Genomic DNA, 26127 nt, shown 5'->3' on the forward strand with positions numbered 1-26127 from the left:
AGTTTTAAATAAATGAAGAAGAAAAATATAGGGGTATTCCTGTTAGTTATTATGATGATTGCTGTTATTGCTGGATGTTCTTCATCAAGTAAAGAGAAGGTAAAATTAGCATATGTAGCATGGGATTCGGAAATTGCGAGTACTTATGTAGTAAAGGAAGTACTTGAAACTAAGCTTGGAGCTACCGTTGAAATGCTGCAGGTAGATGCTGGTCCAATGTGGGCTGGGGTTGCAGACGGTAGTGCGGATGGAATGGTTGCAGCTTGGCTGCCAAGCACCCATGCGGCTTATTTAGAGAAGTACGGTGCAAAAATTGAAGATTTGGGTGCAAATCTAAATGGAACTAAGGTTGGCTTGGCTGTTCCGGCCTATATGGATATTAACTCTATTGAAGACTTGAAGAACAGTGATATGGCAGCAAAGCTGAACAATCGCATTATCGGCATTGAGCCAGGTGCCGGCATTATGACAACCACAGAAAAGGCTATCGCGGAATATGATCTTAGCGATTACACACTTCTTGAAAGCTCATCCGCAGCGATGGCTCAGGAACTGCAAAAGGCTTATGACAACAACGAGCCAATCGTTGTTACAGGCTGGACACCGCACTGGATGTTCGCCAATATGGATCTGAAATATCTGGAAGATCCAAAAGGGGTTTACGGTGCGGATGAACAGATCCACACGATGGTTCGCCAAGGTCTGAAAGATGACATGCCCAATGTCTACAAATTCCTGGATCAATTCGAATGGACAGCAGAAGATATGGCCAAAGTAATGATCGAGGTTCAGGGTGGGAAGTCCCCAGAAGAAGCCGCTAAAACTTGGGTGGAAAGCAATCCGGATAAAGTGAATGCTTGGGTTGCAGGTATAGAATTGTAAGTAGATTAAAAACTGTGTTATGATGTGAAGAATAAATGGAAACAAAAATGTAACTTGTACGCTAACTACTGTTCTTTACACATTACACTTCATAAGCAAGCTCATTCAATAAAACACCCCGTAAGGGGTGTTTTTCTTGGGAATATAAGCAAAGTATTACAAGCTCTTAGTGTACCCTGCTTATATTTCAATAAGAATGGATACCTAGTTTACACACTTAGACTTATGCTTTGTCAAAGTAAATCAGGAGGCAGCTGCTGCAAGGAGTCAAGAGAGGAGACTGCTTCATGACAGAGACCATAAATACCTGGATTGATTGGCTGCTGCAAACGCTGGGCCTTAGCGGGCCATCTATTTTATTCGTGACCATCCCGCTCGCACTTTTGCAGAGTATATTAGGATTTTTTCCATTCGTAATTTTGATCGTGCTGCATGTCTCTGTTTTTAACGTAATTGGAGGCATGCTGATCAGTTGGCTGGCCTGCAATCTGGGCGGAATACTGATGTATTTTCTCATTCGGCGATATCTGTATAACTGGTTTGACCGAAAATGGAGAAGCAAACTGAAGCGCTATGATAAATGGCAACGTTACTTGGATCGATATGGGATTTGGACACTGGTGCTATTGCGTACGATCCCGATTATTCCGAATAATGTAATCAATTTCATGTCTGCTGTTTCACCGATTAAAGCCTCATCTTTTATATGGGGAACCGTACTTGGTAATTTGTCTTATATATGGTTATTCGGTACGATCGGATCCACCCTAATTGTTCCGCGTGAAGAATGGAATGGTTATCTTACCTGGTATGCGGTGTTTATAGCTATTCTCATTGGCATCTTTATTCGGCGTCATTGGGACCATTTGCAGGAGGATAAGCGGAGCAGAATGCACTAATATCATCTTCCCAGTTCATGATCTAAAGGATGAAGAACGTTACTTCAGGCGCAGTTTGCCGGAGGGAACGTTCTTCTTTTTTGTCCTCTTAGCGAATACCTTAAATTAAGTGGAGGTGGCTTGACCTCTGCGTAAGGCGGGAGGGACTGTTGCAATGGGCAGATTGAAAAAATGGGGAAACCGAAGGCTGAGAATACCTGATCTAGGCCATTTTCGGCTGCCAAAAATAAATGGGGACACGAATCGGAGATTCTCAGCGAGAAGCTCCGCATTCAAGTCAAAACCCAGCCGGGCAGCGGTTAGGCCGCAGCGTACGCGCTTTGAAGCCAAACGTAGCAAAGGCCGCTTTAGATTATCCAGCCGGCCAGAGAGTAAGGTAACGGTTGCAGGCGGAAGAACACATAAGCCAAGAAGCCGACGTAAATTTTGGCTGATAGCATCCTTAGTAATACTTGTGCTGGTGCTGCAATCCTTGCGCTATGTGGAGCTGCATATGAAACCGCCCATCCTGCATTTAGCACAAATACGTGTGAAGCAAATCGCTACGGAATCGATTAATAAGGCGATTACCTCACAGGTTGCGAATGGAGGGAATGCGGAAGAGCTAATTGATTGGAAGACGGATAAGAACGGGAAAATATCAGGGTTCATGCTCAACTACGCGGAGCATATGCGTATTACTTCGCAAGCGGCACAGGTCATTCAGTCTACGCTGCAGGAATTGCATAATCGAACAGAATATATTCCGCTGGGGCAAGCGCTGGGCAGTCCCCTTATTGCTTCTTATGGACCCGATATTCCGATCAAGATTGAACCACAAGGTGCGGTTAAGGTTGAACTCAGCACCCGCCAGCAAAACGCTGGGATCAATATGATTCTGGTCGAGGTATACATTCATATTGTGACAGAGGTTGCAGTCGTCATTCCTTTTGATATGGAGCCGCAGGTAGTGGATACAGAAATTCCTGTGTCTTATCTGATGGTTGTTGGAGATGTACCTATGTATTATTACGATAATCAAGGTCAACCTGTGGGGGCGAACGGCAGCAGTGCTCCGGGAATTGCCATTCCTGCTCCAGCTGTAGGCGGGGATAAGAGTGGAGTAGTGGATCAGGGCAAGGATACCACCAGTAACAGTCAGAAAGATAACAGCTCGTCTCCAGCGGCAACCGATCCCGCGAGTACGGGTGCAGAGCATACGGAAGAAGACAAAGGCGCGGGCGGAGGAAATTAAGGGGATATCACGCTTCAGCGCTCATAGACTATAGGTAGAACAGCTTTAATAAATGGAGCGTGAATCCTAATGTCGCAAGAATCTCTGAATGTGGAACGCTTGGCGGGAAGGTATGGGTTCTTGGAGCGCACGGGACTACTTCCACTGCCGAGTAAAGATGGACTTACCCTTGTAGTTGAGCTAAGCCGCCTGGAATGTGCCGCAGCTTGCTTACCCTTGCTGCTGCTCCATTCTGGAGAGTCTGTGCGCATTATTGCTGTGGCGATGACTCCTGATTTTCCTATGGAAACTTTAGCGGAACAGTTCTCACCGGAGCAGTCGATTCTCTTTCTTCCTTATGAAAAGGAGGAGTACATGCCTAACCAGGCTTTGGCACAGATCGAAACCAGTTTCGCGGTTTTGCTTGAAGATTCGATCATGGTATCGCCTGGCTGGCTAAGTGAGCTATTGTGGGTTCCTTTTGATGACGCTTCAGTTAAGGTGGTGGCCCCTCGCTCTTCAACCGAAAGAGGGGAAGGGAAGAAACGTCTTCACTTCGGCACCTATGATGAGTTTGCTGCTCATGTAAGCTACAATCTTGGCCGGCATCAAGGAGAATGGCGAGAGATGGATGTACTAACGGGTTCTTGCCTCCTGTTCTCTAAAGAGCTGCTTCAGCGTATCGGAGGGTTGGACACCTCGCTTCAAGTGCGGTCTCTTATGATTGCCGATTGGTGTCTTCGAGCGCGGCAGTCTGGAGCCAAGCTGGCGCTAAGTGATGCTGTGTATGTTCATGCTATACATTCACTTGATAGGGGCCAGAGAAGGATGAACGGACCAACACTTGCGGATGGCTGGCAGGCGTATAGTACAAAATGGGCACTGGAAGATGTCTTAGAAGCCGAAGAACATCTTGTACCGCAGAATGGATTCTTACAATCAACACAACCTGTTATTCCACTCGGTAAGGCAACCTTGCAAACGCCATTAGTGACGGCGATTGTTTATTGTGAAGAGGATGGGAATGGGGACCATCTTCCGCAGGAATGGGCAGCTACACAGGAGCAGCAGAGCTACAAGAATATTCGCTGGATCTGGATCAAGGACAGATGGATGAACACAGCTTCCGGCTTGCCAGTAAATGAACAGGATGTAGTGATTGCAGTTCGTGGTCAAGAGGCTTGGCTGCGGGCTTTGAAGAATGCATCTGCATTATTTGAGAGTGAGATAACTGTGTATTTATCAGACTCTATCAGGTATGAGAAATATTACGTTGAACGGGTAGTGAAGGCGATCACCCAAGGTTCCGCGGATCTGATCGTTAGTTTATCTACGGATATGGACGAAGAGGTGGGGCGGTTGCTTAGGGGGGACCCTTCGGGAATTGTTTTTCCATTAGAGCGAGTTGCTCATAAAGGCGGGAATGTGCCTGGAGTGATTACCTGTAAGGCGTCTACTTCGCACCAATTGCAGCTTCACCCTGAAGCTTCACTAACTATAGGTTATGTGGGGGATTTGTCCGAACCGCAGGGGAAGAAGGCAGATAGGAGCAGGGGCAAGGAGGCGCAGTCATGAAATATTTAATTCTGAGCAGAGGCTCCTGGGAGGAATACGAATATAAAAGACTGTTGGATCTTCTGCCCGAGCGGGAAGAGGTCTGTTTTGCCGGAAGAATGACTCTTGAGCAGCAGACTAACAGCCAGATCAAGCCGGTAATGATCGCGGATATTCATACTCTCAAGGCGAGGGAGTACACATTTCTGGTCTCTTCTCCCTATTGGCTACCAGAGGTTCTTTCTTTGCAAGCGGGATATATAGTGGCTTTATTTGAGCGCTGTCCGGAAGAAGAAAATAAGGTCTTATGGGATAAATACAGCGGCTTGCTTGGAGCAAAGGCCGATCTAGTAGGAACCCGGTCAGAACGGATCTATTTGGAGCAGAGCTTGTGCAGGGAGAATATTATTTATCTCGACGGGGATCAGCAGGAATCGTATGGAGTTGTATGTCAGCGCGAGCGGATTTATTTTCTGACAGATTATGAGATGTTGTGGAGTAAGGCGATTGAGAACTTATGGCAGGAGGAGCCCCTCCTTGCTACGGACTGGTTTAGGATTCAACTCCAGCTTAGGGCGGATTATTATACCTCGATGTGCGCCAAGCTGCCCAGCCAGCCTGTTGTACATTATTTGGCAGCATCTTATTTGTATTTGCTTGGGGACTCCACAGCGAATCGATATCTGGCGCAATCCTTTGAGTTAATGGTGCTGTATGAATATTTGGATTGCCTTATTTCACACTTCCGGTTTTTTTCTGCAATAGAAGCCAAGACAGGGAATTTGGAAACGGCGGTCCGCCAATTTGCGATTACAGCATTTACCGCAGAGGAGAAGCAAGCAGTAGAAAGGATGGAGGGCTGGCTCCATTCCGGGCAGGATGAACTGGTTCGCGCGGAGTTGTTCCACCTGAATGAGGATGAGGCAGCGGCAGTAAGAATTTTAAGTCCGCTAACTTCTCCCGAGGCAAAAGCGTTGCTGGTGCAAAATTATGTGCGGACTTTTCAATGGGAAAAGGCAATAGTGCTGCAACATGAGCAGGAAGAAAATGTGGATGAAGCCATGGAAGGCACCATACACTTGCTGTATGGCAGGCGGCACGAGGCCATTCGCAGCTTTTTAAATGCAGGAGGGCAAGACAATCAGGCATGGCCACTTTTGTCAGAGATGGCAGATCTCGAAGAGGCTGTAAGACGATTGAGAAGGAGAGTGGAGGATGAGTAGTCATAGAGGGCCACTCCGCAAAACATCAGGCAACCGTCTGACCGCTATTATGCAGGTTAGGAACGAAGCCGGAAGGTATTTAGAGCAGGTGCTGGAGGAATTAAGTGAGTTCGTGGATGATATTGTGATCGTGGATGATGGAAGTACAGATCATACGGCTCAGTTATGTCTCTCTTTTGCCAAAGTTAAGAAGCTCGTAACCCTGCAAAGCTCTTTGTTTAACCGTGAATGGGAGCTACGGCAAACATTGTGGGAGCTGGCGGTATCTACGAATCCGGATTGGCTGCTGTCTGTGGACGCCGATGAGTTCTATGAAGAGTCTGCTAAACGGGAGATGAGGCGACTCATCGATCAGGATGTGTATGACTGGGTATCCTTCCGATTATTTGATTTTTGGGGCGGCACCACACATTACCGTGAAGATGAGCATTGGAATATCCACACGAAGCATACCCGTACACTAGTCCGCTATTTGCCGAACTTTCATTATTTTTTTCCGAAAATGGATCATCATGTGCCAAGACTTCCGCTCTCTTATTCGGTATTGCCGGGGTTTCTTACCGAGCTGCGTGTGAAACATTATGGTTGGGCGATATCCCCTGAGGAGCTTCGGCGAAAATACTCGCGTTACCTGGAGCTTGATCCAGAGGGGCGCTGGGGTAGTCTGGAGCAGTACGAATCTATCCTTGATGAGCAGCCCCATCTGGTGGAATGGCAAGAGGAGCTTTGAAATCCGCATCTGATCTGCCAACCGGCTAAGTCCGGCTGGCAGATCTCAGAAGCAGCGCAGAAGGGATATGAGCTGATGGTATCCCTTGCGGATATACTTCTGCTGCGAGCTGCAGCTTGTAATAAGCGAGGCTCACGGCTGCGGTAGCCCCCCCGACTCTACGCAAAGCGGCTTCATCCTCTACATGAAGGATGGGCATCTCTCCACAGGAGTAGGCTATCGCAGCGTATAATTGCCACTCGGTACAGTCCGCAGGTGTATGATATTGAGGGTGCTTGCTGACATAAATAGAGCACCATTGTTTTTTTATGGAGGTGGGGGCTTCAAGTAATCCGTAGAGTAAGGGCTGCGGCAGACTGGACCAGTGTAAGGAAGATCCTTGCGAATGGCGATAAAGTGCTAATAAACTATTCCAAGCACCAGTCTGAAGCAGCAATTGTGCTGCATAGCTTAGATCCGAAAGATCAGCTTTAAGGCTATAATTCCCTGCTAAAATATGATGGATCGATAAAATCCCCGGTCTGTAAGGCAATAGACAGACAAGCCAGCGCATGGCAGACTCTGTATCTCCAATACGGCAAGAGAAAGCCCACAGATAGCCAAGTACAAAGGATCGGTTGGAAAGATGGGAAGGATCATGAAGCAGCTGTTCAAGCGGTGCGAGTGTCTGAAGATGTTCCGGTTGATTGTTTATTTCCAGAATCGCCTGCAATGCAGTCTGAACAGATGAGGGTAACTGGCTGGCTGTAGAAAGCTCAGCTTGCCATTCCGGATCGCGGGCATTGAGCGCTGCGGGCAGAAGATAAGTCAAAGTATCAGGAGATAAAGAGTGCAGATGGTTGTGGGTCAATGCTCGTAGTTGTGCCTTCTCTCCAGATAGAAGGCTTAGTGGGATGAGTTCTTTCCACGCCTCGCTATAATCAGGCTTATGTTGTATGGCAGCCTCGTAATGTCTCCACGCATCCGGATATTGGTATAACTTCTCACAGACTCTTCCGGCTAGTAGTTCTGTCCGATACGTTCCACTGCCTGAGGAAGAAGGGTATTTATGTGCTGTATTTCCGCTCTGAAGTGCGTTCTCCAAGAAATGCTTGGCTGAGCTGAGCTTCCCTTGTTCCAGTAACAGGAGGGCATAGCTTTCTAATAAATCAGTGAAATCGGGAAAAAGACCGCTCCCCGTACGAAAAACTTCCTCGGCTTCCTGCTTTCGGCCACATAGTTGTAAGGCGTACGCCGTCTTAAGGTAAATATCTGAGACATAACCGGAAGGGGCTGGAGCATCGGTGAGCAGCGGAAGGAGGATCTCTGCCGCTTCTTTATATTGACCCTGCTGATAATACTCTGCCCCTAACGCGTAACGAAGAAAAAGATGGTTCGGTTGAAGCCGCAGACCCCTGTTGATGAGTGCTAAATTGCGGTTATATTTATTTTTACGCAGCAGTTCATCTTCTAAATATCCGTAGTGGAAAATACGCAAATCTGCATAAGTGATCTCCCCAGCTGGAAGCTCCCAAATGCTGCTGGCAATCTCCTCATGAATACTTCCACGAAAAATAATTCTTTTATCATTTTTGAATAATCGACAGACATGATCTGTAACAAAATCCGCTTCAGGTATTTCACCGACATAGTGGATAATGGGCAGCCAATACCCATGAATATACTCGGCACCAAGCAAGGGCTGGAGCAGCTCCTCACTCCAATGATCCACAGCCTCATCAGCATCCAGTACCAGAACCCAAGCGGAAGTTGCATACTCTAGGCTTATATTCCGCGCTTTGGAAAAATCATTTTCCCAAGGAATGTCGATAATCTTTGCACCGAACCTCTGAGCGATTTCTTTACTGTTATCCTCTGAGCCTGTATCCGCAATGATAATCTCAGACACTAGCCCGCGCACAGAGGATAAGCATTTCTCCAGATGGTTTGCCTCGTTCTTAATAATCATGCAAAGTGTGATATCCGGTGTGGTCATAGGAATACGTCCTTCCTAATCTGAAACTCTGGGCAGTGGAAGTGCGAGTCGCACTCTTTTAGCCGCTGGAGAATAGGGGGTTGAAGAAGTGAGGGAGGCAAGCAGACGATCCGCCAACAAAAGCTCCGAACGCCCTGGGTGATAGGCTGGGTTGAATAACGAGTCATTAGATGAGGACTGCCCTGTGGTCTTCATCAGCTGTTTTGCTGCCTCTTCACATCCCTCAATCCGCAATAAATCTAAGAGAAGTCCGCTTTTAGCGGCTGTGTATTCGGGTAGATGAGCGTGAAGCCAGCCCAAAATTTCATTTTCGCGCTCAGCACATTTTAAGGCTCGGATCAGTCGGGTTATAATGGGCGTTGGCTCGGGATGAAGCTGAGCAGCTTTGGTATAACAGACACAGGCCTCGGTCTCATCGCCTATTTCTTCGCATAACTGTCCCAGCAAATAAAATGTCAAATAAGATCCGAATCCGGACTCGGTATGGTAACCGGAAGGAGCTTCTCCAATGACTAAGGCTTGCAGCAATGCTGTTTTGGCCTCAACTAGGGCCCCCATTTGAAACAGCAGCACACCTTTGATATGAGCCAAGTCAGGATAATCTGGATGTAAGGTTATCCCTGAGTCGCAAGCTTCCAGCGCCGCGTTGAAATCTTTTAATTCTGCCAGGCAGCGGATTTGATATTTGTGCAGCAGATGAACATAACTTGTGTCGGGTGGAGCTTCGTTAAGTGATCTTTTGATATGCTCTAGAGCCGGTTGATATTCACCAAGCCGCATATATTCAACAGCCATATTGAAATGGTGGAAGGGGTCATTGGGATTTAACTTTAGCTGTTCCTTGAGCAGCTCAACATTTCGTTTGATCTTATCTTTTTTTGCTACTACGCCGTCTGCATAACCGTAATGATGGATGACTACGTTGCTTAAATGCATTGCTGCTTTGGGTGTAGCTTTTACGATCGTTTCTGCAATCTGTTCGTGGATGATGCCGCTGAAACGGTACTGCGGGCGGTTACGGAATAGCCGGATAATCGGATTAACAGTAATGGTCTGTGAAGCTGCGGTTAAACCTTTATGATTATGAATGCGCAGAAAAAAAGCTTCATACTCCAAATGCTCCGCACACAGCAACAGCTCCCCCTTACTTTTCGCATCCAGTTCCTCGTCTCCATCCAGAATGAGAATCCATTGTCCGTGGGCTTGCTGAAGACCCGCGTTGCGGGCAGCGGCAAAATCGCCATTCCAAGTATGGTGAACAACTTTAGCTCCAAAGCTTAGAGCAATTTGTAGCGTGGAGTCAGTAGAGCCAGTATCGACTACAATAATCTCATCGGCGATACCACGTACACTTTTTAAACATTGGTTTAGGTTATCTGCTTCGTTCTTAACGATCATGCATAGAGAAATCAGAGGTTTTTGGCTGGGCATGCTCATTTGGCTGTCCTCCCCTCACTCTGGCGGAAGCTCCACTGTGTATGCCACGGTGTACGATTTAGTAAAAAGATGGATTTATGGATGGCACCAATATCCGTTTGCAGTGGACCATGAACGTTAGCTGCATCCAAGCTGTTTAGTGCCTCCTCCATGCTATGCTTCGCTTGCTGAAGGTAACAGAGTGCTAAACCCACTCGGGCAGCCTCATGCTCAGGCATCTGCTCCAGCGCTTGTTGAAACCATTCACTGGCTTCCGTGTAATGCCCTTTGTCAAAGACCATCTCACCTATATAAAAAAGAACCTTCGCATCAGCGGCTTGATCGCTAACTAACCTGATAAAATGCTCACCTGCCGCATTCCTATTGCCTTCTTTATATAATGCTGCGGCTAATTCAGACCGAAAGGTAGGGAACAGCTTTACCAAAGCGTCGCTTAACTCGGGCTGGTGTAGTTTTACTGATTGTTCGATCAAATCTGAAATGAATGAGGAATGTAATGGTAATGAATCTACCTCTGCTTCAGCGGGATCTACCTTTTGTTGCTGGTGGCACTTCTGAATGTATTGCAGTCCGAAACGAAGTTCGTCTGGTACATAGGTTAGCAGGTCATTGTGGAATTCTCCAAAAAGCGACCAAGAGCAAATAGCCCAGAGGGTAGGCCACTTTTTCAGATATTCTAAATCATGGTTATCTTGCGTAGCTAAGGAGGTCATTTGTCTTATGGTTGTATAGGCGTCCTCTAGCTTGCCGGTGATCAGGAGTGAAGAGATCATCCAATTTGCCGTCTCTAATTCCAAGGGAAAAGTGTCTCGGGATAAGTTAGTGATGGTCTCATTAGCATTTATCGCAAATAAGCTGTCAATGATCGCAGCTCGTTGGGCAGCATTAGTTGGGGGGACGATTTGTATCAGCAAGCCGGCAATCTCCTCATCGGGTACAGCTAAGCGTTGAAAAGCAGAAGCTATTCCCTGCAAGGCAGGCCTATATAAAGAGTGGTGTTGAAGCGCACGGTGGTAGAATCTCGCAGCGTCCTCCTGAAGCTCAAGCCGCTCTGAGATTAAGCCTAGTCGATAAAGTGGGCGGAAGGTGTTCATCCCTTGCTCAGATACATATTTTTGACTAACCTGATCTCCAGAAATGGATGCTGCACGCTGATAAGCTTGAAAAGCACGTTCTAACAAGCCTTGACTCTCCAAAGATTGGCCTAATAAAAAATGCAGGTCAGGGTAATCCTCATAACGCTCCAATTCAGGCAACAGCAAGGGATCTATGATATTCGTTTTTCCTTGAGTCAGATAAATTTTACAGAGATCTCTAATCATCGTAGGACGGTAGGAAGCTTCAAGTGGCACATGGTGAAGGGTCTGGCGAAGTAATGTCTCTGCTTCCAGAAGACGACCGTCCTGACAGCAGGTGACTGCTAAATTATACGAGTGAAAAGGATCTTCCGGTTGTTCGGCTAAAGCGAGTCGCAGCAGCTGCTCATTGCGTTTGATTTTATTTTTTCGTGCCATGATTTCCGGCAAATATCCGAAGTGTTCAATCTCAATATCACTATGCTCAATCGCCGAGATGTTATGTGATTTAAGGATTGCAGCGTCAATTCCTTCATGAATTCTTCCGCTATATCGATAACCCTGTCCATTTCGGAATAAACGAACCGCACTGTGCTTTACCTTATCCTCAGGCCGAACGCCAAGCCAATTATCAATGTGTACTGTAAAAGCCTGAGCTTGCGTGTTTTGCAGGAGGCTGCGGAGTTCCGGAAGTGGAGTTTGCAGGCGTTCATCGGCATCAAGGACTAGAATCCAATCGGTATCCGCCTGATCGAGACCTTCGTTACGTGCTGCAGCAAAGTTTTCTGTCCATTCCCGTTGGAATACTCTAGCCCCGTGCGCTTGGGAAATAGCTATGGATTCGTCAGTAGAGCCTGTATCTATGACCACAATCTCGTCAACACCTGCTACGCTTGTGAGACAGTGGGGCAGAAGATCAGCTTCATTGTTAACGATGAGGTGGACGCCAAGCGTAATATTGTTCACGTTGTTTCCTCCTTGTTACATATGTAGAAGTAGAAATCAGCTTTTGCTATCAAAAGAAAAAGCACATGGATATCCATGCACTCTTTCTTACAACATATGATGGGCATCTGCATTACGTTCCCTGTGCGTTGAAACTTACATTGATTGTTGAGGCGGCCCCTGCATTCGTTGATTGATAGGATAAGCGTGTATATTTCAGGAATCTGGCTGGAACTATGACATCGATAGAACCTGCTGCTAAAGGATTATCTCCTGTGGTATCGACGAAATAGTTCGTTCCGTCAGCACTGATTTCTACTCGTGTGTTGACCGGGTTAGCTCCAGTGTTATTGATGAAAAAGGAATAGGTCCCCAATACGCTCGTAGTCACTGCTGGCAGTGGAGTATAGGCATTAGCAGTTGCAATACCCGTCGTTGTCTGTTCGATAAAGCTGCGTTGTGAAATAGAGGTCACACTACTGAGCGTACCAGCCGTAATGGTGGCTCCGAGCACGCTGGTAATGGTCCCGTTTAAGAGATTGGTGACCGTACCTGCTGAGGACAGAGTACCCGCAGTGATCGTGGCTCCGAGCACGCTGGTAATGGTCCCGTTTAAGAGATTGGTTACTGTACCTGCGGAGGACAAAGTACCCGCAGTGATCGTAGCTCCAAGTACGCTGGTAATGGTCCCGTTTAGGAGGTTGGTGACCGTACCTGCTGAGGACAGAGTACCCGCAGTGATCGTGGCTCCGAGCACGCTGGTAATGGTCCCGTTTAAGAGATTGGTAACTGTACCAGCCGAAGACAGAGTACCCGCAGTGATCGTGGCTCCGAGCACGCTGGTAATGGTCCCGTTTAAGAGATTGGTTACTGTACCTGCTGAGGACAAAGTACCCGCAGTGATCGTAGCTCCAAGTACGTTAGTAATCGTGCCTTCGAGAATGTTAGTAATGGTACCTGCTGAGGATAGGGTACCAGCTGTGATCGTAGCTCCTAGCACACTAGTAATGGTCCCGTTAAGGATATTGGTGACCGTACCTGCTGAGGACAAAGTACCCGCGGTAATAGTTGCGCCTAGTACACTAGTAATGGTACCAGCCGTAATCGTAGCTCCGAGTACGCTAGTAATCGTCCCGTTAAGAATGTTGGTAACCGTACCTGCGGAGGACAAAGTACCAGCTGTGATCGTGGCTCCAAGTACGCTAGAAATGGTCCCGTTAAGAATGTTGGTAACCGTACCTGCGGAGGACAAAGTACCCGCAGTGATGGTAGCTCCGAGTACGCTAGTGATCGTCCCGTTAAGAATGTTGGTAACTGTTCCTGCTGAGGACAAAGTCCCCGCAGTGATGGTAGCTCCGAGTACGCTAGTGATCGTCCCGTTAAGAATGTTGGTAACTGTTCCTGCTGAGGACAAAGTACCCGCAGTGATGGTAGCTCCGAGTATATTGGAAATCGTACCATCTAGGATAATTGTCGTTAGATTTCCGCCTGGATCTGTAGTGAGCGGATGATCAATCAGCGAGGCATCCCGGCCAAAAATAAGCGTTCGTAGATTATCGGGATTAGCTTGAAAAGAGCTGTAGTTAGGCAAAGTTCCTCGTCCCTCTCTTATAAAATTGTTAACTCATACCTATAGACTGGGCTTGGACGTATACATCAATTTTGCCTAAACCCGTTGACTGTTGCGTGGAGGCGGATATCCGAGTCCACTTTAAAAATCTGCTTGGCACTAGCACCTTCATTTCTTTTGCAGCCACGATCTCTTCTGAATCTATAAAAGAATCAAAACTGTTCGGACTAATCTCCAAGCGGACGCTAACAGGGTGGTCTCCTTGGTTCATAACTGCGTAAGAGATCATCGTTTTAGTTCCGCTTTTTTGCCAAGGCAGAGGTGAAATGGAGCTGGACACGGGGAATCCGATAAATTGATGCTCGGAAAATAAAGGACTGATCGTCACCTTACGGCGGTTTCTTCGACCCTTTGGAGGTGGAAATGATTGCGGATTTCTAGAACAATTCCCCTGTTTTTTTGAGTGTTTTATTTTGCTGCGCTTTTTTAGTTCCAGACCGTTATGGATTTCATTCACCTCCTACGGGTTTTCTGGAACCCTATCCATAAAAGGACCCTAACCGTCGTTTGAGCCCTGAGCATCAATAAACCGCAGTTCAATAAGCCGCGAACCGTTAGGGACAATCCTTAGCCATTCGAATGGTGATAATAATATATGGTGAAAAATAAGAGGTGATTGGGCTGGAAAAGCAAAAATACGCACATTCCCAAACAACCTGTTACTTAGAGCGGCATAAAATAAGATAAGCTCAAGTACGGGGAGGATAGCGCATGCCAAACGATTCAGTCTTTAATCAGAGTAGCCAGCCACTCTTTACAGAACAAGTCAACACGTATGTTGCACCTGGTATAGATTCAGCTCCGGAGGGAGGAGCGGCTAAGGCGGGGCTATTGTTTGGAATCCCTTTTACTTCTACGGTAACGACTGCTGCACCGTTAGTTGTTCAGATTAGTAATCCGGCAGGCAGCGGACGTACATTGTATGTATCCCGGGTTGCAGCTAGCTCGGCAACAGCTGCTGTTACTTTATCTCTGCTTCGGAACGCTACGGTCACCGGGACTACCGTTACACCGATAAATTTTAATTTTGGAAGTGCGTTAACCAGTGTGATGACGGCCAGAACCTCGACTGCTGCCCCTACGGGAGGTCCGGCCACTCTAGTATCTTTATTACTGGCAGCGGGGCCCGTCATTGTTGATTTTACTGGACAAATCGTTGTTCCTCCCGGAAATTCTATAACCACGTCCATCACGATTGCATCGGGAACTTCAGCAGCGACAACATCTATTAGTTGGTGGGAATATTAGAAATGGGAGGGGATAATCATGCCTAATCAATATGTGTTTAACGACAATGATCAACCTCTTTTTGTGGATATGGTCAATACCTTCCAATCTCCGGATATCAGCGCGCCACCTGAAATAAGTGCTTCGAAGGCTGCGGTCTTGTATTCTACCAACACATCCGCGTCTAGTTTGGTCGTACTTAGTCTTATTTCTGCAATTACTTCTATTCGGATTAGTAATGCTGCTGGTAGCGGGAAAACCGTATATATCTCTCGTATTAGCGGCAGTATCGGCGGATCTTCTCTGCTATCGGCTATGTCTGGAAGCTTTACAATTGTAAAAGGAGGGACGTTAACCTCTCCTGCAACCTTGACACCAACCAATAATAATCTCGGAAGCGCGGCTACAAGTGCGATGACCGTTCAATCTTCAACAGCGGCAATTAGCGGGGGGACGACGCTTTACAATTATCAATTAGCTCCAGGCGCTTTCTCACAGAACTTTACGGGCAGCATCATCGTTCCGCCGGGGACTGCTATTTGTGCTAACGTAACTTCATCTAGCTCGGCTGTAGGCTTAACGATTACTTCTGCACTTGGTCTTCTTTGGTGGGAGCAATAGAGTTTATATTTTTTTTTGAACCTATAACGGTGGTAAACCTTGACATCATTTGGTTAAGGTTTTACATAGAAGGTTGGAATGAATAGAAAATAAAGGGGATTGGCATTATACAATAAAGTTGGAATTCAGTATGGAATGTGAAAAGAGGGACAATTATGGAAAGTTGTTTATTTATTCATGGCTTTACCGGAGGTGAGCATGAAATCTCTCCCTTGTCCCAGTTTATGGAGCAGCATAATTATCGTTCCAGAACATTTACCCTGAAGGGGCACGGGGGCAGCAGGAATGATCTACTGCATTCGGATCGACATGATTGGCAGCAAAGTGCTGAGGATGAATTAACAGAGCTGTTAAAGACAAATGACGGCGTTCATCTGATCGGTTTTTCAACCGGTGCTCTTATTGCTTCACATCTTTCCGTGCGCTATAAACCTTGGATTAAATCTCTCACTTTGTTGTCTACCCCTGTGTTTCCGCTGAATCCTGTAGAAATTATTAAGACCCTTGGGAGCTTTTCCATGCTAAAAACTTATATTAGTAAATTCAGTTCAACGCCTCCAAAAGCAACTCGAGAGTTCCAGCGATTGGTTCGTGAGAGCTTTTCTGTCTATCCGCATATTGAGACTCCAACCCTGATCGTGCAAGGAAAAAGAGATCATCTAGTGAAGACTAGAAGCGCCGATTACCTACGACATCATATGATCAAGGCGACCCAAAAACAGGTGCTGATGGTCGACAACAGTGGTCATATGGTGTGCCATTGTGAAGAGAAGGACCGAATTATGAATGAGGTCTTGCAGTTTATTCAGACGGCGGGACGCTGAACTCAAACAGTAAATATTCAACCCCAAGAGCTTCCTAAATAGGAGCTCTTTTTTTGTTGTGCATTTCAATTTTAAGGCTTGACAATGCGTCTTGTGTCATGGTAATTTTTAGTAGGGAAACCGGTTTCCCTAAAATTCGTTTGTTTCTATGCCAAAAACATCGCTGGAAAGGTCGTTTTTAATCCAAGAAGTAGGTTTTAGTGTGTTATGAATACGCTTTAATAAGAGAGGGAGATGCGCGCGATGAAACGTAAGTTATGGTACGTGCCCGTTCTGATTACATCTATTCTTCTTTCTACTGTGATTAATTTATTCGTCTTAGCGCCACAACAGGCAGATGCAGCCAGCATCGGTACGATTAACGAGAATGATACCATTTATCAGATTATGGTTGACCGGTTTAATGACGGGGACTCTTCCAACAATGCTACGGGAGCGGCAATTCGCTATGGCGAGAACTCTGAAGAAGATTTCCGTTATATGAAAGGCGGAGATTGGCAAGGAGTGATCGACAAGCTGTCTTATATTAAAAATATGGGCTACACCGCGATCTGGATTTCCCCAGTGGCGGAGCCGCAAATGACGAATCGGGAGAACAATGGCAGTGGTAAAAACACGGCGTATCACGGGTACAACGTTAAGGACCCTAACGCAGCCAATCCCTACTTCGGTACAAAGGAGAAGCTGAAGGAGTTAGTGGATTCCGCACATGCGGTTGGCATCAAGGTGGTTATAGACGTTGTGCCAAACCATATCGGGGATTATATGCTGGGTACCCAAGCCTACTATGATATCCCTAGTCTGCAGCCAGCAGCTCCTTTCAATAACCCGGCTTGGTATCACCATAACGGAGATATCAACTGGTCTTTGGCAGACGGAAGATACGATCAATGGGCACAGGATTACTTAGAAAATCATGATTTAGGCGGACTGGATGACATTGACTTCGATGTCCCTGCTGCTAAAAAGGCCATATTTGATTCGATTAAAGGCTGGTTTGACTATACAGGGGCAGATGGTGCGCGTGTAGACGCAGCCAAGCTGATGAAGCCGACTGATATTGGTGAATTGCAAAATTATCTGGGGGTTAATACCTTTGGCGAGAATTTTGACGGCAATGCTGAATTTGTCTCGCGCTGGGTCGGCAACAACAAGGAGTGGGGCATGCTTGATTTCCCAATGTTCTTCTCCGTTCTAAATAGCTTCGCATATGGGCAGTCTTTTGACTCCAATATTAAAAGCACCTTGGCACAGGATTCCTACTATAACGGAAATGCCAATCACATGGTTACCTTTATCGACAATCATGACCGCAATCGTTTTCTCACAGAAGCTGGAGGAAGCGTAGATAAGCTGCAGAACGCTTTGAGTTTTATTTTTACAGTGCGTGGAACACCCGTTGTCTTCCAAGGTACGGAACAGAACAAAGGCAATGGTAATGGGCAGATTATGACGGGAGGCATCGCCGATACCTGGAACCGCTGGTCAATGGTGAAACGGGATGCAAACGGCAATGTAATAGAGAATTATTTTAATGAGAATGCCAGCACCTACAAGCACGTAGCCAAACTTAATGAGATTCGGAAAAATAATCCGGCACTCCGTACAGGCACTCAACGTGAAATGTGGTCTGCACAGAACTTATATGCTTTTTCACGTCGTATTGACACTGGAACTAATCTGGGGCAGGAAGTTATCTCCGTATTCAGTAATAAATCCAGCGGCTCGCAGACCGTTACCATTCCACTGCGTGCAGAGAGCAGCTTGGCAGTCGGGACGGTTCTTTATAACCAGTTGAACACTTCGGATACGGTAACCGTACAATCGGGTGGAGCAACTGGCAAGCAGATCACTGTAACCGTGGGTGCAAATGCAGCCAAAATCTATGCCAAACAACAGCTTCCTACAGATACAGTTGCTCCAACTGTACCCACTAACGTGACCGCAACCGTTCAAAATGCATCCAGTGCTTTAGTAAGCTGGACCGCTTCCACCGACAATGTAGGTGTGACCGGATATGAAATTTATCGCAACGGCGTAAAAGTGGGTACATCCGCAACTACTTCATATACGGATAACGGATTATCTGCCAGTACTACGTATGACTATACGGTAAAAGCAATGGATGCAGCAGGCAATCTATCCCTCCTTAGCGCGATTGCTTCAGTGACAACACCAGCGGGGAACAGTGTCACTATTTACTATAAGCAGGGCTATACCTCGCCTTATATTCATTATCGTCCTGCAGGAGGAACTTGGACGACATCACCGGGTGTGGCGATACCTGTCTCTGATGTAGCAGGCTACAACAAAATAACGATTAATATTGGCTCAGCCAGCCAGCTTGAAGCTTGCTTTAACAATGGCAGCGGCACTTGGGACAGTAACGGGGGCAGCAACTATTTATTTAGTGCCGGCACCTGGACCTATACACCAACTGGCAATATTCAATCGGGTGGACCCGTGACGCCGACACCAACGGTAACGCCGACACCGACACCGACGGTAACACCAACGCCAACTCCGACGGTAACGCCGACACCGACACCAACCGTAACGCCAACACCGACGCCAACGGTAACGCCGACACCGACACCAACCGTAACGCCAACACCAACACCAACGGCAACACCTGTCGGCAGCACGGCAACGATCTATTATAAGAATGCGGCTTATAGCAGCTCTTATATCCATTATAAGCTCGATGGTTCAACGGTCTGGACGACGTCTCCAGGCGAGCAGCTTCAAGCTTCTGCTTTTACAGGATATAAGGCGGTTACGATTCAGTTGGACACGGCAGCTGGGCTGACCGCAGCCTTTAATAATGGCAGTGGCACATGGGATAACAATGGAGGCAATAACTATCATTTTGCTGCGGGCACCTGGAGTATGGTGAATGGTAACATCACCGCAGGAGAGCCACAAGCGGATAGTGTTACATTCCGAGCAACTGTTCCTGCGTCTACTCCTGTGAGTGATCCCGTTTATCTCTCCGGTTCCTTCAATAGCTGGAATGCGGCAGATCCGAACTACCAACTGACGAAGGGTAGTGATGGTATTTACTCCATCACACTAAGTCTACCGGCGGGAACAGCAATTCAATACAAAGTTACACGAGGTGCTTGGACTAATGTGGAGGTGAATTCGAATGGATCGGATCTTTCCAATCGAACCCTTACGCCATCAGGCGGTGCACAAACCGTAAATCTGACGGTTCAGCGCTGGAAGGATCTATAAGCTTCATAATATCTACAGCTTAAACACACCAAGGAGCGGCTCCCGTATGGGGCCGCTCCTTGGTAAGCAGTATGAAGCTTTTTAATTGCATAAAGTACAATTAAACTTTCTGTTTGAAGCTGGTAGAAAGATTTAACTGTATTTTGTGCAGTAGAATTCAGGAAAAAGGCTGTTTTTTGCCGATTTCACGAGTTTTGACTGCACAAAGTGCAATTAAATCGAATGTTACCCATCCTATAAGGATATCTATTGCACAAAATGCAATTAAATCCGATGTAGCCATTTTGGCTACTCAAATTCTATCAAGCTAAAGCAGTTACTCCAGACAATCAAGCCGAATCAGCACGCAGCGCAATAAAGTTCAGTCAGCTACACAAGCTCAATCAAGCTCAGTTAGTTACTCAAACAATCAAACCGAAACAGCACGCAGCGCAATAAAGTTCAGTCAGCTACACAAGCTCAATCAAGCTCAGTTAGTTACTCAAGATAATCAAACCGAAACAGCACTCAGCGCAACCAAGCTTCCTGCCTCTTCACTAAGTTCCCGCCGGGAACTGGGATCTCATAGTTGACTCACGAGGAATGAGTTCTGGCTCGAGAAGCAAATGCCTAGAGGGTATGTTGTTGTTACGAATGCGTTGCATCAGCAGCTCGCCTGAAGATACCCCCAGCTGGAAGGTGTCGATATTTAGCGAGGTTAGAGGAGGCGTAGTGTAACGGGACAGAGGATATTCATCAAATGCGGCAATGCCGAGCTGTGAGGGAACATGAATATCCAGTGATTTTGCAGCTTGAAGCACCCCGAAGGCAACATAGCTGTTCATGCATACTACGGAGTCTGGTCGATCTTCGCTCTGTAGAAGCTCAAGTGCAGCAAGATAGCTCTCATGTTCATCAGCCTTACAATTGATAATCCATTGCTGCTGATCGGCAAGATCTGCTTGCTGCAATGCTTGCAAATATCCACTCAGACGATGAGTATAAATCTTTTCCTGCTGCTGCCCGCCTATGAAGGCTATTTTGGAGTACCCCTGCTTTATTAAATGTGAGGTCAGCATGCTGCCGCCTGCTTCATTATCGAAATCAACCCAGCTTCCGGGAGTCATAATTTCGCCGATGGAGATGTAGGGAAACTCCAAGCGGTTCAGTTCTTCGCAAAGCTCTTCCGTTAGTACGGAGTTATTCGCTATGATTCCGTCGACACGTTTGCTGAATACAAGTCTATTTAGAAAATGTCCTTCCGGACTACTATGCTGCACATTGGAAATAGTCAGCTCGTATTTTAAAGGTGCAATTACACTTTCTATTCCACCGATGATGTTGTAGAAAAACTGGTTTAGAAATTCACTTTCCTTGGACATATCGACCAGAAGACCAATATTACAGCTGCTTTGTCTGGCTAATCCGGTAGCGATACTACTTGGTGTATAGTTCATTTGCTTCATAATTTCGCGAACTTTGTGTTTCGTTTCCTGTGATATTTTTGGGGAATCGTTTAATACTTTGGATACGGTAGATTTAGCCACATTGGCTGCTTTGGCAATATCAGAAATGGTTACTTTCATTGTCTTCCCCTCATAATCCGGAACGGTATTTGTAACCATAATAACACAAATTTAGCAGTCTCTCTAATCACAATAAGTCTCATAGATTTAACGATAAAAGTATAAAAAGGAGTTTAGAAGTTATGCCTCATACATGGTTTTTATATCATACAAGTGAAGATCCGTTTGCCTATCCTATGGGTACGGGCATCTTGAAGCTCAGACTGTTCACGCAAGCTGGACAACAATTATCCTGTACCGTCATCTACTCAGACCGTTATGATTCTCCGGGGCATGAAGTTCCTTTGCAGATGGAGCGGATTGGGTCGGCAGGTGTTTATGAGATACATGAAGCGGTCATTGAGACCCCTACTAAAAAATGCAGATATCTATTCCATGTAACTAATCCTGCTGGTGAATATGTCTGGTATGGAGAGAGAGGGGCGTCGGAGAACCGGGAACGCGCGGGTTCTTTTCAATATGCATATCTCCATCATTCTGAGGCGTTGAAGTTACCTTCATGGAGCATGGATGCAGTAACCTATCAAATCTATCCCAGCAGTTATAACGAAGGGACCTTACAAGGCATCTCTGACAAAATGCCCTACCTGCAACAGTTAGGAGTAAACGTTGTTTATATGACGCCTGTATTTGAGTCTCCTTCAGAACATAAATATAATACCTCCGATTACTATAAGGTTGATCCAGTATTTGGGGATACGGAAGGATTGAAGGCACTGGTCAGCCAGGCGCACAGGCATGGAATCAAAGTGATTTTAGATGCTGTGTTTAATCATTCGGGAGATCGCTTTTTCGCGTTTAAGGATGTGTTGGCAAAAGGAGAGCAATCTCCGTATAAAGATTGGTTCTTCATTCATTCCTTTCCGGTTACGCAGACTCCTGTACCCAATTATGAAACGTTTGCCAAAGCTGAAGCGCATATGCCAAAGCTGAACATGGATAATCCGGATACGGCGAATTACATGATTGAGGTTGCGAAGTATTGGGTGCGCGAGACAGGGATTGACGGCTGGCGTCTGGATGTGGCCAATGAAGTTAATCCGCGTTTTTGGTCCCGGTTTCGGCAAGAACTCAAATCTGAATATCCTGAAATCCTGCTGATCGGTGAGATTATGCATGCTTCTGGGCCATGGCTTAGAGGGGATCAGTTCGATGGAGGAATGAATTATGTGCTTCGTGATGCAGTATTAGAATTTTTTGCGGAACAATCGACGGGGCCAGTTCGCTTTATGGAGCAATTGCTCCATCAGGAGGCGTTGTATAATGACCAGGCGAATTCGGCTATGTTTCAGTTGCTTGGCAGCCATGATACCCTGCGGTTTCTTACGGCATGTAAAGAAGGTGGGCGTGGTTGGGACCGCTTGGGTACCGCTGTTGAACGTATGATGCTGGCTGTTTTTTTCCAGATGACCTATATCGGCATTCCAATGATCTATTACGGGGATGAGGTTGGGATGGAAGGGGCGACGGACCCCCACTGTAGAAAAGCTATGATATGGCAAGAACAAGCTCAGAATGCAGTGCTGCATAAGTGGTATCAACAGTTGATTTCTCTGAGAAAAAGTCATGAGGTTCTGCGCAAAGGCTCCTTCCGTCCTTGGTTTACTGATGAAGTTCGTAATGTGCTTGGTTACATACGAGGTGTGGAGCACGAAAAGATAGGGCTGATTATCAATAATTCTCCAAACCCTTACCAACTAGAGCTTAGCCCATATCGAGCTGATAAGAACGAATTAACTGATTTATTGTCTGGAGTAATTTTTAAAAATAATAATAAGCTTACGGTCAGCATTGAACCATTCGGCTGTTTGATGTTGTATTAAAAAAGAAAAGGCCCCTCTCTAAGGAAAGGGACCTTATTCTAATTTACGGCACTTTTTTTGCTTCTTTTGTTCTTTAAGTCTCTATATTCCTGATTCTCCCATTGTTTCAGCAACGGAAACGGATCAAAAGCCCATTCGGTAATTCCGCGATCGCGGTAAATGCCAAAATGTAGATGCGGAGGAAATTTCCCTTGAGTTCCGGGATTGCCGTAACCCGAGCTGCCTACCCAGCCAATAATCTCACCGGGGGTGACTATATCTCCGCGAGAAATGGTTTTGTTATATCCAGATAGATGAGCGTAATAATGGTAACGGTTCTCAATATCGCGAATCCCGATTCTCCAGCCGCCGTATCGGTTCCAGCCTTTTGTCTCCACTAAGCCAAAGCAGGTGCTTCGGACGGGCACTCCTTGAGGTGCAAATAAATCTGTTCCTTCATGGATACGTGCTCCACCCCAGCTTCTTCCAGTGCCCCAAGTGCTACGATAAGAATAAAGGTTACTTAAGGGAAGCGGGAAGGCATTGCCGGATAGGTCCAGCCGTCCAAAATGTTCATATAACTTCGCGAACTGGGTAATGCGCTGCGAGGCGCGGCCATTGTGATAATACTCCCAGACCCCGATACTGAAATCACTAGCGGATTGTCCATACTTCAATAAGTGTCTAGCCATGCTATAGAGAACGTCCGCATCATTCTCTGGATCAGCAATGCCGTCTCCTGAGCCATCACTGCCAAAACCATCAAAGAAGCTAATGGAGTTCGGGGAAGTATCCCCTTGATCCGGATTGAGTGGACCAGCCCATACCGGTGCCGGGATCTTTATGGCTGTAAGGCGCGTGGAGACAGGCTGCCCTGAGGCTCCCTTTTTGGCGAGCGTGCGTTCATATTGATCAATGGCTGCGAACCTAAACCACGGGATACCAGTAGCTGCGCTCATTTGCTCATAAATCTGTCTACGGCCAGACCATTGCGCTTCTTTGCTAGCACTAGCGGGATCCCCGCTGCTCATCACCGGTTGGATTGTAGGCCGCGCTACAGCTGCTGAAACGGGAAGGTTTAAACCACCCCAGAGGATAGCGGCCGCGGACAGGCATAACAGGGTTCTCCGGTCTTTAATATTCTTAAATAGGGCCAGCAAGATAACAGCCTCCTTTTGTCCGGGCATTAAATTGAATGTAGTCACTTCGGATGAAGCTTTTTTATAGATTGGTGCAAAATGCTACTTTTTATCCGTTCTTGTCTAAAGGTACCAGAAAAATCTCGCTGGAAACTCCAGATGATACACCCTGCATATTTCACAAAAACAGGCAATTGTAAATCGCACATGTTATAATATGAGGCAGCAACTTTCATCTGCAGCATCACATTCAGGAGGAAGCGGGGTTTATCATTTTGTCTAATAAAACAGCAAAGCAACCTAAACCGGATTGGATTAAGATTAAGCTAACTACCGGTGACAACTATCAGGAAATCAAAAGCATGATGCGTTCCAAAACTTTACATACCGTATGTGAAGAAGCTAGGTGTCCGAATATTTATGAATGCTGGGCAAACCGTACGGCTACCTTCATGATTTTAGGTGATATTTGTACACGCGCATGCCGTTTTTGTGCAGTGAATACAGGGATGCCTACAGAACTGGACCTGCAGGAGCCTGAACGTGTAGCTGAAGCTGCAGAGAAAATGAATCTTCGTCACTGTGTGGTGACTAGTGTGGCCCGCGATGATCTTGCGGATGGTGGCGCTCAGATTTTTGCTGAGACGGTAGCGGCGATTCGTAAACGCCTTCCGTTATGTAGTGTTGAAGTGCTTATTCCAGACTTTTTAGGAGACCGGAATAGTCTTGAGATTGTCATGAACAGTAATCCAGACATTCTTAATCATAATATTGAGACCGTGGAACGGATGTCAGATCGTGTACGGGCTAAAGCGAAGTACCCTCGTTCCTTGGAATTGCTGCGCAGAGCCAAGGAAATGAAACCCAATATTCCAACCAAATCGAGCATCATGCTTGGTGTCGGTGAAGAGTGGAATGAGATTTTACAAGCAATGGATGATTTGCGAGCCGTAAATTGTGATATATTGACTTTAGGACAATATTTGCAACCCACTCCAAAACACTTAAATGTGGAGAAATATTATCCACCGGAGGAATTTGCACTGTTGAAGGAAGAGGGAATGAAGCGTGGCTTCAGCCACGTGGAATCAGGCCCGCTAGTTCGCAGCTCTTATCATGCGCATGAGCAGGTGAAGTCTGCAGCTCAAGCTCGCGAGGAGCGTGCGGTTTCTTCTAGCTAATTATTGCTTTTCTGTGGTTTAATTCACGGAGAATGTTAGTAAGAGGAGGAAGAAGCGACAGCGTTCTGATATCTCTGCTCTTAGGTTACCCATAAAAATCGTTGATTTGCGTCATCGGAGGGGAATATTGGTGCTGTAGGAGCGGTTCTAGAACAGCGACCGAAAGCCCAATATTCCACATAGATGGCGGCATAATCAACGCCACGATACCCAAAGAAAGGCAGGCGACAAAAGGTTTGATCGTAATAGGCGGAAAAGGCTATGAACTTATGTTGGATCATAAGGATGGTTGGAATCCGGAGGCGTTTCGCGGGAGATATAGCGAGGTGCTGGAAAGATACGACTATATTATCGGTGACTGGGGTTACAGTCAGTTGCGTTTGAAAGGTTTTTACCGGGACAACCATCCTAAGGTGAATCGGGATACAGCGATTTCGGGTATGGTTGATTATATTAATGAATATTGCAATTTTGGCTGCGCTTATTTTGTGCTGCATAAATTGAAAGAGGTACCACAGGAAGGCATGTTCAAGGATATTTTAATCAAAGAAATACCAGAGCCGAGTGATGAAGAGGCCTTGGAGCAAGAAGGGGAAGCTAGTGATGAAGCGGCTGCAGATAAAGAGTTCTCTGTTAAAGAAACATCCTCTAAGCAAGGCTCGAATCACTCATTGGCATTTAAAGAGATGACTTCTTCTAAGGACAATATGGCGAAGGATAGACCTGTGAGAGAACATCAGAGCCGAAATCACCGGGGCAAGGATTCACAGGGCAAGAAATCCAAAAAGGATTTCCAAGGCAGACCGCCACAAGGTCAGTCTCAGAAGCCCCAAAACACACCAAAACCTCAAAGCGCTCAAAACAACCAAAACAACCAAAACATAGAAAATTCACAACCTTAATGATGAAAGCTGAACCATAAGTAGAGTCCTTCTACGAATGAGCCAGCTTTTTTTCTTATAAAAAA

Annotated in this window: 20 protein-coding genes; 13 read left to right on the forward strand and 7 right to left on the reverse strand. The window is 46.3% G+C overall.

The window, feature by feature from the left end; translation table 11 throughout:
* Positions 1–12 precede the first annotated feature (12 nt).
* The 6 genes from MHH63_RS02020 to MHH63_RS02045 all read left to right on the forward strand — a co-directional run bounded on the left by MHH63_RS02020 (position 13) and on the right by MHH63_RS02045 (position 6501).
* Positions 13–882 (forward strand): glycine betaine ABC transporter substrate-binding protein, encoded by an 870-nt coding sequence (locus tag MHH63_RS02020; protein WP_038573223.1) that lies wholly within the window; start codon positions 13–15, stop codon positions 880–882.
* A gap of 287 nt (positions 883–1169) precedes the next feature.
* Complete coding sequence (locus MHH63_RS02025) at positions 1170–1781, forward strand: TVP38/TMEM64 family protein (RefSeq protein ID WP_076099392.1); 612 nt, start codon at positions 1170–1172, stop codon at positions 1779–1781.
* 154 nt (positions 1782–1935) lie between these two features.
* Complete coding sequence (gene yunB, locus MHH63_RS02030; RefSeq protein WP_312151359.1) at positions 1936–3015, forward strand: sporulation protein YunB; 1080 nt, start codon at positions 1936–1938, stop codon at positions 3013–3015.
* Between the two features lie 69 nt (positions 3016–3084).
* Complete coding sequence (locus MHH63_RS02035; protein WP_076184781.1) at positions 3085–4569, forward strand: hypothetical protein; 1485 nt, start codon at positions 3085–3087, stop codon at positions 4567–4569.
* A complete protein-coding gene (locus tag MHH63_RS02040; RefSeq protein ID WP_341171168.1) occupies positions 4566–5771 on the forward strand; it encodes a hypothetical protein in 1206 nt (401 codons plus the stop codon). The genes MHH63_RS02035 and MHH63_RS02040 overlap by 4 nt, the downstream gene beginning before the upstream one ends.
* Positions 5764–6501: a glycosyltransferase gene (locus MHH63_RS02045; RefSeq protein WP_076193397.1), complete on the forward strand. Its 738-nt coding sequence runs from the start codon at positions 5764–5766 to the stop codon at positions 6499–6501. Before MHH63_RS02040 ends, MHH63_RS02045 begins: the two co-directional genes overlap by 8 nt.
* A 25-nt stretch (positions 6502–6526) precedes the next feature.
* Here the strand turns inward: MHH63_RS02045 and MHH63_RS02050 are convergent, their stop codons facing one another.
* The 5 genes from MHH63_RS02050 to MHH63_RS02070 all read right to left on the reverse strand — a co-directional run bounded on the left by MHH63_RS02050 (position 6527) and on the right by MHH63_RS02070 (position 13892).
* Positions 6527–8476 (reverse strand): tetratricopeptide repeat-containing glycosyltransferase family 2 protein, encoded by a 1950-nt coding sequence (locus MHH63_RS02050; RefSeq protein ID WP_341171169.1) that lies wholly within the window; start codon positions 8474–8476, stop codon positions 6527–6529.
* A 15-nt stretch (positions 8477–8491) separates the two neighbouring features.
* A complete protein-coding gene (locus MHH63_RS02055; RefSeq protein WP_076184777.1) occupies positions 8492–9913 on the reverse strand; it encodes a tetratricopeptide repeat-containing glycosyltransferase family 2 protein in 1422 nt (473 codons plus the stop codon).
* A complete protein-coding gene (locus MHH63_RS02060) occupies positions 9910–11955 on the reverse strand; it encodes a glycosyltransferase (protein WP_076193393.1) in 2046 nt (681 codons plus the stop codon). The genes MHH63_RS02055 and MHH63_RS02060 overlap by 4 nt, the downstream gene beginning before the upstream one ends.
* A gap of 112 nt (positions 11956–12067) precedes the next feature.
* Positions 12068–13525 (reverse strand): DUF6385 domain-containing protein, encoded by a 1458-nt coding sequence (locus MHH63_RS02065; protein ID WP_341171170.1) that lies wholly within the window; start codon positions 13523–13525, stop codon positions 12068–12070.
* A 28-nt stretch (positions 13526–13553) separates the two neighbouring features.
* Positions 13554–13892 carry a DUF6385 domain-containing protein gene (locus MHH63_RS02070; RefSeq protein WP_076128014.1) on the reverse strand — a complete coding sequence of 113 codons (339 nt, stop codon included), beginning with the start codon at positions 13890–13892 and terminating at the stop codon, positions 13554–13556.
* 383 nt (positions 13893–14275) lie between these two features.
* Between MHH63_RS02070 and MHH63_RS02075 the strand changes: the two genes are divergently transcribed.
* From MHH63_RS02075 to MHH63_RS02090, 4 genes are all read left to right on the forward strand, one after another.
* Complete coding sequence (locus tag MHH63_RS02075; RefSeq protein WP_076128012.1) at positions 14276–14812, forward strand: hypothetical protein; 537 nt, start codon at positions 14276–14278, stop codon at positions 14810–14812.
* 18 nt (positions 14813–14830) lie between these two features.
* Entirely contained in the window at positions 14831–15412 is a 582-nt protein-coding gene (locus tag MHH63_RS02080; RefSeq protein ID WP_036685335.1) for a hypothetical protein, read from the forward strand.
* A 155-nt stretch (positions 15413–15567) separates the two neighbouring features.
* Positions 15568–16236, forward strand: coding sequence for an alpha/beta hydrolase (locus MHH63_RS02085; RefSeq protein ID WP_036685332.1), 669 nt, complete (start codon positions 15568–15570; stop codon positions 16234–16236).
* Positions 16237–16479: 243 nt separating this feature from the next.
* Positions 16480–19473: a carbohydrate binding domain-containing protein gene (locus MHH63_RS02090; RefSeq protein ID WP_076193390.1), complete on the forward strand. Its 2994-nt coding sequence runs from the start codon at positions 16480–16482 to the stop codon at positions 19471–19473.
* A gap of 536 nt (positions 19474–20009) precedes the next feature.
* Here MHH63_RS02090 and MHH63_RS02095 read toward each other — a convergent pair.
* Positions 20010–21038, reverse strand: coding sequence for a LacI family DNA-binding transcriptional regulator (locus tag MHH63_RS02095; protein WP_076099381.1), 1029 nt, complete (start codon positions 21036–21038; stop codon positions 20010–20012).
* A 122-nt stretch (positions 21039–21160) separates the two neighbouring features.
* Here MHH63_RS02095 and MHH63_RS02100 point away from each other — a divergent pair, with 122 nt between their 5' ends.
* Positions 21161–22861 (forward strand): glycoside hydrolase family 13 protein, encoded by a 1701-nt coding sequence (locus MHH63_RS02100; protein ID WP_076128007.1) that lies wholly within the window; start codon positions 21161–21163, stop codon positions 22859–22861.
* A gap of 38 nt (positions 22862–22899) precedes the next feature.
* On the opposite strand, the gene MHH63_RS02105 is transcribed toward MHH63_RS02100, so the two are convergent.
* Entirely contained in the window at positions 22900–24000 is a 1101-nt protein-coding gene (locus MHH63_RS02105) for a M23 family metallopeptidase (protein WP_076099379.1), read from the reverse strand.
* A 254-nt stretch (positions 24001–24254) separates the two neighbouring features.
* On the opposite strand from MHH63_RS02105, the gene lipA reads away from it, so the two are divergent.
* Positions 24255–25160, forward strand: coding sequence for a lipoyl synthase (gene lipA / locus MHH63_RS02110; RefSeq protein ID WP_036685320.1), 906 nt, complete (start codon positions 24255–24257; stop codon positions 25158–25160).
* Positions 25161–25396: 236 nt separating this feature from the next.
* A complete protein-coding gene (locus MHH63_RS02115) occupies positions 25397–26062 on the forward strand; it encodes a YutD family protein (RefSeq protein ID WP_081387240.1) in 666 nt (221 codons plus the stop codon).
* Positions 26063–26127 lie beyond the last annotated feature (65 nt).

The organism is Paenibacillus sp. FSL H3-0310 (genome assembly GCF_038002785.1).
GTDB classification, from domain to species: domain Bacteria; phylum Bacillota; class Bacilli; order Paenibacillales; family Paenibacillaceae; genus Paenibacillus_AQ; species Paenibacillus_AQ odorifer.

What these genes read in the sequence shown, in the direction of transcription:
- MHH63_RS02020 (WP_038573223.1), top strand. Translation starts at nt 13, where the DNA reads ATGAAGAAGAAAAATATAGGGGTATTCCTGTTAGTTATTATGATGATT.
- MHH63_RS02025 (WP_076099392.1), top strand. Translation starts at nt 1,170, where the DNA reads ATGACAGAGACCATAAATACCTGGATTGATTGGCTGCTGCAAACGCTG.
- yunB (WP_312151359.1), top strand. Translation starts at nt 1,936, where the DNA reads ATGGGCAGATTGAAAAAATGGGGAAACCGAAGGCTGAGAATACCTGAT.
- MHH63_RS02035 (WP_076184781.1), top strand. Translation starts at nt 3,085, where the DNA reads ATGTCGCAAGAATCTCTGAATGTGGAACGCTTGGCGGGAAGGTATGGG.
- MHH63_RS02040 (WP_341171168.1), top strand. Translation starts at nt 4,566, where the DNA reads ATGAAATATTTAATTCTGAGCAGAGGCTCCTGGGAGGAATACGAATAT.
- MHH63_RS02045 (WP_076193397.1), top strand. Translation starts at nt 5,764, where the DNA reads ATGAGTAGTCATAGAGGGCCACTCCGCAAAACATCAGGCAACCGTCTG.
- MHH63_RS02050 (WP_341171169.1), bottom strand. Translation starts at nt 8,476, where the DNA reads ATGACCACACCGGATATCACACTTTGCATGATTATTAAGAACGAGGCA.
- MHH63_RS02055 (WP_076184777.1), bottom strand. Translation starts at nt 9,913, where the DNA reads ATGAGCATGCCCAGCCAAAAACCTCTGATTTCTCTATGCATGATCGTT.
- MHH63_RS02075 (WP_076128012.1), top strand. Translation starts at nt 14,276, where the DNA reads ATGCCAAACGATTCAGTCTTTAATCAGAGTAGCCAGCCACTCTTTACA.
- MHH63_RS02080 (WP_036685335.1), top strand. Translation starts at nt 14,831, where the DNA reads ATGCCTAATCAATATGTGTTTAACGACAATGATCAACCTCTTTTTGTG.
- MHH63_RS02085 (WP_036685332.1), top strand. Translation starts at nt 15,568, where the DNA reads ATGGAAAGTTGTTTATTTATTCATGGCTTTACCGGAGGTGAGCATGAA.
- MHH63_RS02090 (WP_076193390.1), top strand. Translation starts at nt 16,480, where the DNA reads ATGAAACGTAAGTTATGGTACGTGCCCGTTCTGATTACATCTATTCTT.
- MHH63_RS02095 (WP_076099381.1), bottom strand. Translation starts at nt 21,038, where the DNA reads ATGAAAGTAACCATTTCTGATATTGCCAAAGCAGCCAATGTGGCTAAA.
- MHH63_RS02100 (WP_076128007.1), top strand. Translation starts at nt 21,161, where the DNA reads ATGCCTCATACATGGTTTTTATATCATACAAGTGAAGATCCGTTTGCC.